The organism is Kitasatospora sp. MAP5-34 (assembly GCF_029894335.1).
In the GTDB taxonomy this organism is placed as follows: Bacteria; Actinomycetota; Actinomycetes; order Streptomycetales; family Streptomycetaceae; genus Kitasatospora.
Genome location: NZ_JARXZC010000029.1, coordinates 89,471 through 100,256 on the forward strand (window position 1 = coordinate 89,471; position 10,786 = coordinate 100,256).

6 protein-coding genes are annotated in these 10,786 nt (G+C 65.7%); all 6 read left to right on the plus strand.

Annotated elements, in window-relative coordinates; all coding sequences use genetic code 11:
* Positions 1 to 29 precede the first annotated feature (29 nt).
* Complete coding sequence (locus P3T29_RS22550; RefSeq protein WP_280718386.1) at positions 30 to 1,658, plus strand: class I SAM-dependent DNA methyltransferase; 1,629 nt, start codon at positions 30 to 32, stop codon at positions 1,656 to 1,658.
* On the plus strand, positions 1,651 to 2,919 hold the full coding sequence (locus tag P3T29_RS22555; protein WP_280718387.1) for a restriction endonuclease subunit S: 1,269 nt from the start codon (positions 1,651 to 1,653) through the stop codon (positions 2,917 to 2,919). Before P3T29_RS22550 ends, P3T29_RS22555 begins: the two co-directional genes overlap by 8 nt.
* The gene (locus P3T29_RS22560; RefSeq protein ID WP_280718388.1) at positions 2,916 to 6,119 is read left to right on the plus strand and encodes a type I restriction endonuclease subunit R; all 3,204 of its coding nucleotides are present in this window, start codon (positions 2,916 to 2,918) and stop codon (positions 6,117 to 6,119) included. Before P3T29_RS22555 ends, P3T29_RS22560 begins: the two co-directional genes overlap by 4 nt.
* 262 nt (positions 6,120 to 6,381) lie before the next feature.
* On the plus strand, positions 6,382 to 8,790 hold the full coding sequence (locus P3T29_RS22565; protein WP_280718389.1) for an AAA family ATPase: 2,409 nt from the start codon (positions 6,382 to 6,384) through the stop codon (positions 8,788 to 8,790).
* Positions 8,787 to 9,206, plus strand: a complete 420-nt coding sequence (locus tag P3T29_RS22570) for a hypothetical protein (protein ID WP_280718390.1) — start codon at positions 8,787 to 8,789, stop codon at positions 9,204 to 9,206. Before P3T29_RS22565 ends, P3T29_RS22570 begins: the two co-directional genes overlap by 4 nt.
* A 120-nt stretch (positions 9,207 to 9,326) precedes the next feature.
* Positions 9,327 to 10,700: a DUF262 domain-containing protein gene (locus P3T29_RS22575; protein ID WP_348532854.1), complete on the plus strand. Its 1,374-nt coding sequence runs from the start codon at positions 9,327 to 9,329 to the stop codon at positions 10,698 to 10,700.
* The last annotated feature ends 86 nt before the right edge of the window (positions 10,701 to 10,786 follow it).

Genomic DNA, 10,786 nt, shown 5'->3' on the forward strand with positions numbered 1-10,786 from the left:
ATGAACGCCCCGACGAAGGAAGAGGAACGATGCCTCCCCGCAAGCGATCGAGCGCTGGCCAGGGCGAACTGCCCGGCGTTTCCAGCACCAAGGAGATCCAGGACATCCTCTGGAGGGCTGCAGACAAGCTGCGCGGCTCGATGGACGCCGCCCAGTACAAGGAGTTCGTGCTGGGCCTGGTATTCCTGAAGTACGTCTCCGACGCCTTCGAGGAGCGGCGGTCGCAGATCGGGAAGACCTTGGAGGGCATCTCGGAGCAGCGCAAGGCCGCGTTCCTGGACGAGAAGGACGAGTACACAGGCGAGAACGTCTTCTGGGTGCCCCCGATCGCGCGCTGGGACCACCTCTCCGAGAACGCGCAGAGCGTGCAGGGCGGCGTCGGCAAGCTGCTGGACGACGCGATGGACGCGGTGATGAAGGAGAACCCGGTGCTCACCGGCGTCCTCCCGAAGATCTTCAACCGCGACAACGTGGACCAGATGCGGCTGAAGGAACTGGTCGATCTGATCAGCGACGCCCGTTTCACCGGACACGGCGATCGCCCGGCACAGGACGTGCTCGGCGAGGTCTACGAGTATTTTTTGGAGCGCTTCGCCCGCGCTGAGGGCAAGCGCGCCGGGGAGTTCTACACCCCCGCGAGCGTGGTCCGCCTGCTGGTGGAGGTGCTGGAGCCGTACGAGGGACGGGTATACGACCCGGCCTGCGGCTCGGGCGGAATGTTCGTCCAGGCCGCCAAGTTCGTCACCGCGCACGCCGGCCGCGACCACAGCCACGACATCGCCGTGTACGGGCAAGAGGCGAACGAGCGCACCTGGCGGCTGGCGAAGATGAACCTCGCTGTCCACGGCATGGACTCCAAGGGCATCGGCGACCGCTGGGCCGACACCTTCGTGACGGACAAGCACCCAGACCGCCAGGCCGACTTCATCATGGCCAACCCGCCGTTCAACATGTCGGACTGGGCACGGAAGACGGACGACCCGCGCTGGCGCTACGGCGTCCCGCCGCAGAGCAACGCCAACTACGCCTGGCTGCAACACATCGTCTCCAAGCTGGGCGCGCGTGGCAGCGCCGGTGTGGTGCTGTCGAACGGGTCGATGTCGTCGAAGCAGTCGGGAGAGGGTGAGATCCGCGCGGCACTGGTCGAGGCTGACCTGGTTGCCTGCATGGTCGCGCTGCCGACGAACCTGTTCCGGACAACGGCGATCCCGGCGTGTCTGTGGTTCCTGGCGAAGGACAAGACCCCGCAGGGCGCCAAGGCACTGGCGGACCGCCGAGGGGAGGTCCTGTTCATCGACGCACGCGCGATGGGCACGATGGTGGACCGCACGGAGCGCGTCCTGACAGACGACGACCTCGCCAAGATCGCCGACACCTACCACGCCTGGCGCGGCACCAAGTCCGCGAAGGCTAAGGGCATGGCTTACGACGACGTGGCAGGCTTCTGCTACTCAGCGAGACTCCAGGAAATCGCGAGGCACGACCACATCCTCACCCCAGGCCGATACGTCGGCGCTGCGGAGGTCGAACACGATGCAGATGCGGAGTCGGTACAGGAGCGAATCGCGCGCCTGACAAAGGAGCTCTTCTCCGACTTCGACGAGTCGGAGCGCCTCCAGGCGGTCGTGCGCGAGCAGCTTGGGAGGATCCGTGGCTAGGGTCAAGACTGAAACAGGAGGTCGTGCGGCGACAACGGGAGTCATCCCGGGCCGCTGGGCACTGAGCGTTGGCGACCCCAAAACGCCCACTGCACCAGGATTTGAATGGGTCGAGCTCTCAGGTATTGCAAGGCTCGAAAGCGGCCATACGCCGAGCCGCGGAAAAACCGAATACTGGAACGGTGAAATCCCCTGGGTCGGCATCCGGGATGCGACAGGAAACCATGGACGCACGATCACCTCAACGCTTCAGTCGATCACGGAAGAGGGCCTTTCGAATTCTTCCGCGAGGCTGCTGCCCGCCGGAACAGTTTGCTTGTCTCGCACCGCGTCGGTCGGGTACGTCATCACGATGGGCGTTCCAATGGCAACAAGTCAGGATTTCATTAATTGGGTGTGCAGTCCAGCACTGTCATCCAAGTACCTGCACTACATCCTTGTAGCCGAGCAGGAATCCGTTCGACGTTTCGCCCATGGAACTACTCACCAGACTGTCTACTACCCAGAAGCTAAGGCATTCCACGTCTGCATCCCTCAGCGGCCGGAACAGGACGCAATCGCCGCAGTGCTCGGGGCACTGGATGACAAAATTGCCATTAATGAACGCATCGCGGCCACAGCCGATGAGCTTCGGTCGGCGATCTTCGCCAATGCGCTTTCCGACTCTTCCTCGGAATTCACCTACACACCTCTGTCACAAACCGCCGATTTCATCAACGGGCGCGCTTTCACCAAGGATGCCAGCGGAGATGGCCGCATGGTCATCCGCATTGCCGAGATCAACTCGGGACCAGGCGCCTCGACGGTCTACAATGACATCGACGTGCCGGACAAACATCTGGCCCGCCCGGGGGACGTGCTGTTTTCCTGGTCGGGATCGCTCACGGTATGCCGCTGGTTCCGGCCTGAGGGAATTATCAACCAGCACATTTTCAAGGTCGTTCCAAGCAACGACAGGCCATTGTGGCTCGCCTCTGAGTTGGTTGGGCTGAAGCTCGCAGAGTTCCGTGGGATCGCCGCAGACAAGGCGACAACGATGGGACATATCCAGCGTCGCCACCTTGACGAGTCCGTACCGGCTCCAACAAGCGCTCTCTTGGCTCGACTTGACGCACAGATTGGTCCGCTCTGGGAGCGTGCTCTCGCAGCGGAGCAAGAGTCGCTTGATCTCGCTTCCCTGCGCGACACCCTCCTCCCCCAGCTCATGTCCGGCCAGCTCCGCGTCCGTGACGCCGAGCGGATTGTCGAGGAGGTCGTATGACACAGAACCACGGCAAGATGAACGAGGCCGCCTGGGAGGCCCTCGCCATGGACGAGCTCGCCGAGCTCGCCTGGGAGGTGAAGGAGGGCAAGAACGTCGCACCCAGCTCCGGAAGCCGGGCGACCTGGGACGACCTGATCCTCTACGACCAGCTCCACGCCGCCATCGCGCGCCTCAACCCCGCCCTCCCCCCCACCGCCGTGCGCGACGCACTCCGCGCTGCCACCGACCCCAAGTCCCGCGAGGCGCTGCCCGAAAACCGCCTCGCCCACGAGTACCTCACCGCCGGCGTCCGCATCACCTACACCGACGAGTTCGGCGCCGAGCACGCTCCCACCGTCCAGCTCATCGACCTACGCGAACCGGACGCGAACACCTACCACGCCGTCAACCAAGTCACCGTCGTCGATGGCGAGATGAAGCGCCGCTTCGACATCGTCCTCTACGTCAACGGTCTGCCCCTCGCTGTCGTCGAGCTGAAGAGCGCCAGCGACCCGCACGCGACGCTCAAGGACGCGCACGCCCAGCTCCAGACCTACGTCCACGAGTTCCCGATCGCCTTCCGCTACAACGTGCTCTGCCTGGTCGCCGACGGGATAACCGCCAAGTACGGCACCCCCTTCACCCCCTACGAGCACTTCGCCCCGTGGAACGTGGACGACGACGGCGACCGCGTCGACACCAACGCACCGGACTACGACGGTCCAGAGGCGCTGAGCCTGGCCCTGCACGGCCTGTTCACCCAACGCCGCTTTCTCTCCCTCGCCGAAGGCTTCGTCAACTTCACCCCCACCGGCAAGCGCATCGCCAAGCCGCACCAGTACCACGCCGTCACCAAGGCCGTCACCGCCATCGTCGAGGCGTCCCGCAGAAACGGCCAAGCCGGTGTGGTCTGGCACACCCAGGGCTCGGGCAAGTCCGAGGAGATGGTGTGTACCGCAGCTCTGACTGCCCGTCACCCCGCTCTGAACAACCCGACCATTGTCGTCGTCACCGACCGCACCGACCTCGACGACCAGCTGTTCACCACCTTCCAGGACAGCCAGGTTCTCCTCGGGCAGATCCCGATCCAGGCCGGCACCCGCGACGAGCTGCGCACCGAACTGACCAACCGCCGCACCGGCGGAATCATCTTCACCACTCTCCAGAAGTTCGGCCGCACCAATGCAGAGAAGGAGTCCGGCGCGGACCACCCCCTCCTCTCCGACCGGCGCAACATCCTGGTCATCGTCGACGAGGCGCACCGCAGCCACTACGACAAGCTCGACGGCTATGCCCGCCACCTGCGCGACGCGCTGCCGTACGCCACCCTCATCGCCTTCACCGGCACGCCCATCTCCACGGCCGAAGTGAACACCCGCGAGGTCTTCGGCGACTACATCGACATCTACGACCTCAAGCGCGCCGTGGACGACGAGGCAACCGTCCGCGTGTACCACGAGCCACGTCTGATCCCCGTCTCCCTCCCCAAGGACGTCGATCCGGCCTCGATCGACGAGGAAGCCGACTCGCTCACCGCCGGGATGGACGATGCGGAGCGCCGCCGCGCCGAGCAACTGGCCGCCACCATGAACAACGTCTACGGCGCGCCGGACCGGATAAGGGCCCTCGCCGAGGACCTCGTCGTGCACTGGAAGCAGCGCTCCACGCAGATGCGTCCACAACTCGGCGGCCCGGGCAAGGCGATGATCGTCTGCGCCACCCGCGAGATCTGCGTCAAGGTCTTCGACGCCCTTGCCGAACTGCGTCCCGACTGGGTCGACCCGGCCGTCGACAAGGGCAAGATGAAGATCGTGTTCCACAGCGAGCGCACCGACCCCGCCCGCCTGCACGCGCACGCCCTTCGCCCCTCCCAGCACAAGACCGTCCAAGCCCGCGCCAAGGACGCAGACGACGAGCTCGAGTTGCTGATCGTCCACTCCATGTTGCTCACTGGCTACGACGCCCCGCCGGTCCACACCCTGTACATGGACCGCCCGATGCAGGGTGCGAACCTGATGCAGGCCCTGGCGCGGGTGAACCGGCGCTTCCGCAACAAGCAGGATGGCTTGCTGGTCGGCTACGCGCCCTTGACCGACAGCCTGAAGAAGGCCCTGGCCGAGTACAGTCCGGGCGATCGTCAGGACCAGACGCTCGGCCGGGACATCGAGCGCGCCATCAGCGAGGTCCGCAACGAGCACGGCATCATCTGCGGCCTGCTCGCTGGGATCGACTGGCGGGGCCTGCTCGCGGATACCTCCCACCCGCAGCCCCGCGTCCACGCCCTACGTCTGACGACCAACCACCTGCGCGCACCCGAAACCTCTGGTAACAAGGTCGAACCGGGTGCGAAAACCCTCGCAACCCGCTTCCGGGAGAGCGCAACCCGCCTGGAGCGCTTCTATGCCCTCTGCTCCACAGCCACCGGACTCTCCGAGCGGAACCAGGACCTGGAATCCCTTCGCCGCGACGTCGCGTTCTTCGTCGAGGTCCGCGGGTGGATGGTCAAGCGCGACGCTGCAGACCGCGAGGCGAGCGGCCTCCCGGTGGCGGCCGAGGTCAACCTCTACCTCTCCCAGCTGGTGTCCTCGGTTGTCGATGCCGAGGAGATCACCGATCTCTATGCCGAGGCCGGCATCGGGCACCTCGACCTGTCCCAGCTCAACGGAGCCCAGCTACGCGGGCTTCAGGAGTCCGAGACCCCGCACCTCGCAGCAGAGGCCCTGCGCCGCCTGATCGAGCAGAAGATGCGCGAGGTGACCCGGCACAACATCGTTCGCCAGGAGAACTTCTCGGACCGCCTCCAGAGGCTGATGATGCGGTACATGCTGCAGCAGCTGACCAGCGCCGAGGTCATCGCCGAGCTCGTCGCGCTGGCCAAGGAGGTCTCCGCTGACGCCCGGCGCGGAGAGCAATTCGAGCCGAGGCTCGACCACGCCGAGCTCGCCTTCTACGACGCCGTCGCCACGCACGGCATGGCGCGCGCGCTGATGGGTGACGACACGCTCGCGGAGATCGCCCGCACCCTGGTGAAAACCATCCACAAGGAGCTGAAACCCGACTGGCTCTCCCGTGAGCCGGTCCGTGCCAAGCTGCGCTCGGTGATCCGCCGGGTGCTGGCGCGGTTCGAGTACCCGCCGGACGACGAACGCGAGGCAGTCGACCTGATTCTCAGGCAGATGGAGACATTCGCCAACGAGTGGGCACCGAAGGCCCCGTAGCCCGGTTTCCAACACAATCAGCTTTTCCCGGTGGGCCGCACACTTCCAAGGTGCGGCCCACCGGCGCATCTCCACTCGGCCAGGCTGGTGCTTTTTGCTTCCTTGATCGAGATTCGAGATTTGATAACCATGGTTATCAATAATTTCTTATCCAAACGCATCTGCTTGCTTCTAGCTTGGTGTCAGTTGCCCAGAGTGCCCACCGTGACAGGCGGTACTGCTCTGCCGTGCATCCCACACACCTACTTCAACGGAGGCACCCATGTCCCGCGAGAGCGAGCCGATCCCCGCCCCTTCCCCGGCTCTTGACCTGACTGCCGAGGTCACCACGCGGCTGAAGGCGTCCGTTCTTTCCGCAGCGGCACGGGAGTTGGTCACCAGCGCCCTCGGCGCAACCCGTACGCACACCGGCGCAGTCACCGGCGGCGTATACCTCGAGTCCATCACCGTCAAGGGTTTCCGCGGCATCGGCCCCGCAACAACGATCCAGCTGAAGCCCGGCCCTGGTCTCACCGTCGTCGCCGGTCGGAACGGCACCGGGAAGTCCAGCTTCGCCGAGGGTATCGAGGTTGCTCTCACTGGCCAGAATGCCCGCTGGCCGAACGAGGGGGCCGAGGCCCAGAAGCGCGGCTGGCGCAACCTGCACCACCCGGAGAGCCCCAGGCTCGACCTCGGACTGCGCATCAGCGGCCACCCGAGCACGGTGACTCTCACCCGCACTTGGCCGGGTGCCAGCTTCAACCTGTCCCATGCAGAGGTCACCGGCTTCGGACCGACTCCCACCCCCGTTCCGTTCGCCTCACTCGGCTGGGATGCCGCCCTGTGCTCCTACCGACCGATCCTGTCCTACAGCGAGCTCGGCCAGATGGTCACCTCACGGCCGAGCCAGCTGCACGACGCCCTCGCAAGCATCCTTGGCCTGGGCGCCCTGACCGAAGCTCTGTCCCTTCTCCACGCCCGCGAGAAGGAGCTCACCACTGCCTCCAAGCAGGCCAACGCGGCACTGCCCGACCTGCGCTCCGCCCTTGCGGACGTCGATGACCCGCGCACCCAGGCCGCTACTGCCGCGCTGGCTGGACGCACTCCGGACCTCGATACGCTGCATGCCCTGGTCGCAGGCTCCCCCACCACCAAGGCCGAGGAACTCGCTCAGCTCCACCGCCTCACCGAACTTACTGCGCCCGACATGGATGCTGTGGCCGAAACCGTCAGCCGGCTGCGGACCGCCGCCGCAGCCGCCGAGGACGCCCGGTTCAGCACGGCCGGGGATGCCCACAGGCTCGCCGACCTGCTGGACCGCGCGGTCGACCACCGGCGCCGCCATCCCGAGTCGGAAGCCTGCCCGGTCTGTGGCAGCGAGGATCGTCTCGACACCGCGTGGGCGGCCCAGGCCGTCGAGCAGATCGTGCGGCTGCGCGATCAGGCGCACGAAGCTGAGACCGCCCATCGCGAGTTGAACCTCGCCACGGGGAATCTGCTGGCCCTCATCGACAGCCCCCCGGCCTTCCTCCCTGCCCACCTCCTCCCTGTCTGGCGGGACTGGACGCAGTGCCGGGACATCCCCCTCGCTACCGAGCTCGCGGCCATGGCGGAGAAGAGCGCCGCCATCCTCGCCGAGGCGTGCCGCCAGGTACGCGAGGACGCCGTCCGTCGGCTCGCCCAGCAGGATCAGCGCTGGCAGGGAGTGGTGGCTCGACTCGCCGTGTGGATCGCGCTGGCCGACGAGGCAGCTGCGGCAGAGCCGCTGCTTACCCAGGTCAAGGCCGCCCGGACCTGGCTGAAGGGGGCCCACGCCGCCATCCGGGACGAGCGGATGCTCGGCATCGTGGAGACGTCGCAGCAGATCTGGGCCTACCTGCGCCAGGAGAGCAGCATCACCCTGGGCTCCGTCCAGCTCACCGGCTCGGCCAACCGGCGGAGCGTCACACTCGACGTCACTGTTGACGATATGGAGGCCCCCGCGCTCACCGTCGTGAGTCAGGGAGAAATGTTCGCTCTGGCGCTCTCCCTCTTCCTGCCCCGGGCCACCACACCGCAGAGCCCGTTCCAGTTCATCGTCATCGACGACCCGGTCCAGTCGATGGACCCACGAAAGGTCGAAGGGCTTGCCCGCGCGCTGCACGCTGTCGCCGCGACCCGACAGGTCATCGTGTTCACCCACGACACCCGCCTCCAGGACGCCCTGCGCTTCCTGAGCCTGAAGGCCACTGTCCTGAACGTCGCCCGTCAACCCGGGTCTGTCATCGAGGTCACCGTCGCAGACGACCCGGTCAAGCGGGAGCTGACGGCTGCTCGGGCCATCAGCAACGACAGGCACGTGACTCCAGAGATCCTCGCCGAAGTACTGCCGGGGCTTTGCAGAGCCGCTCTGGAAGCCGCTCTGCACGAGTCAGCCTGGAGGAACCTGCTCGACGGAGGAATCGAGCACCACGTGGCGGAGGAGAAGATCCGCACCGCCGGCCCCCTCGTCAACCTCGCCTCACTCGCCCTGTTCCGGAAGCGCGAGTCGCCGGGGCGGGTCTACACCGAGATCACCGCACGCCTCGGGAAGGACACGAGCGACCTGATCTCCCTCTGCAACGAGGGCTCCCACTCCACCGCGGACATCACCGATCCCAAGAGCCTGATCGACCGGACCGCTGCTGTAGCGAAGGAGCTGCGCTGCCTGTGACCGCCACGACTACCACCCCGCTCGACCACCTCACCGCCGCCGACGCCCTGCTTGGACTCACGACGACGGCCGACGCCCCCGGCATCCACCCTCGTGCGGCGGCCTTCCTGCTGCGACGCGCGGTCGAGGACCGTATCGCCGGCTACATCAAGCACCACTGCCCCCATCTTGCCCCGTGCAAGGCCCGCACCAAGGCCCTCTGGCTCGCTGGGCACCTCCATCCGGAAGTCGCGGGTCGCTACGCCTCGGTCTGGTCGACGCTCAGTCAGGCATGCCACTTTCACACTTACGCCCTCGCCCCCACGCTCACCGAGCTGCGCAGCTGGCGCGACGACGTCGCCTTCGTCCTGGACTCCATCCCGCTGCCGGATGTGCCATACCATGTTTCAACTTCGGTTCCATACATGGTCAGTTGATAGATTCGCTGAGCACCTGACCGAAACGGGCAGAACCTCAACCCCATCTGTGAGTCGGGTACCCATAGATCCATCCGCCACACTACTCCACCGCTCAATCCGCGAAAGGTAATTGCCCGCGTGCGCGCACAGGAGATCACGTTCATCAAGCTCGTCCAAGGCGAAAAGCAGTTCCAGGTGCCGCTATATCAGCGCACCTACAGCTGGACGCATGCCGAGCTCCAGCAATTGTGGGAGGACGTCTCGGACCTGGTCGAGCAGCAGCTCGACGGCGTGGTCCCCTCAGCGCACTTTCTCGGCTCGGTGGTACTCGCGCCGGGACAACTGCAGGCGGGAGGAGTGCAGCACTGGCTGGTGGTCGACGGGCAGCAGCGCCTCACGACGATCATGTTGGCGTTCACGGCGCTTCGCGACCACATCCGCGAGAGCGGGGCAGAGGGAGCTGCCCGCAATGCGGACCGCATCAACAAGCAGTACCTGGTGAACGAGTATCTGGATGGAAACCAGCACTTCCGGCTGCTGCCTACCCAGGCCGACCGCAGCGCTTTCGGCGCCTGCGTTCTCAGCACCCCGCAAGCTGGTGGAAGCGACAACGTCGGTGCCGCCTACCGCTTCTTCCGTGGCGTCCTCAACTCGGGCCAGATAGAACACGGCGACGGATGGTCCACAGCAGTGGAGACAGCGCTGCGCGACCTGCTCTCCATCGTAGAGATCACCGCCGACCGCGGCGACAACGTCTACCGCATCTTCGAGTCGATCAACAACACCGGCGTCGGCCTCAGCCAGAGCGACCTGCTGCGCAACTACGTCTTCATGCTCCTGCCGACCCGCGGTGAACAGGTCTACCAACACCTTTGGCTACCGATGCAGCAGCAGCTCGGCCCAAAGAACCTGGAGCTGTTGGTCTGGCTCGACCTGGTGATCCGGGGCAACGCCAAGGCGAAGCAGACTGACATCTACCGTGCGCAACAGCAGCGCCTCGAACCTCTGGCGGGCAATGAGGAAGCGTTGGAGAAGGAGATCGCCGAGCTCGCCCGCCGCGCGGTCTTGCTTCACCGCATCCTGGAACCGTCCGTGGAACAAGACCCGCTGCTGCGGCGGCAGCTTCAGCGACTGGCGGAGTGGGGTGGTCGAACGCACTACCCGGTCGCGCTCTACCTCCTTGACCTCGTCGATGCCCACCGTGCGACTGCTGCGGAGGCAGCCGAGGCGCTCCAGTTCATTGAGAGCTTCATGGTGCGGCGGCTCTTGTGCCAGTCCGCAACCAACGGCCTCAGCCGCCTGTTCACGACCCTGGCTGCGGACATGAACCCCGAGATGCCGCCGGCAGAAGCCGTCCGCGACTACTTGTCAGGCAGACGCCGTGGCTGGCCAAGTGATGAAGAAGTCAGCGCGTCTGTACAGGCCAAGCCCTTCTACTGGGCTGGGCAACCCCAGCAACGCTCCTACATCCTGCGTCGACTCGAGGAGAGCTACGGCTCGGCCGTGAGGTGACCCCCGGATTGTGGACACAGGGGTTCATGCTGCGAGTGAGAGTTTAGCTGCTGCGTGGTGCTGCTGTTCGAACTCCATCGGGGAGA

Bases quoted from the DNA above. Each gene is read 5' to 3' on its own strand.
- P3T29_RS22565 (WP_280718389.1), top strand. From the start codon at position 6,382: ATGTCCCGCGAGAGCGAGCCGATCCCCGCCCCTTCCCCGGCTCTTGAC.
- P3T29_RS22560 (WP_280718388.1), top strand. From the start codon at position 2,916: ATGACACAGAACCACGGCAAGATGAACGAGGCCGCCTGGGAGGCCCTC.
- P3T29_RS22550 (WP_280718386.1), top strand. From the start codon at position 30: ATGCCTCCCCGCAAGCGATCGAGCGCTGGCCAGGGCGAACTGCCCGGC.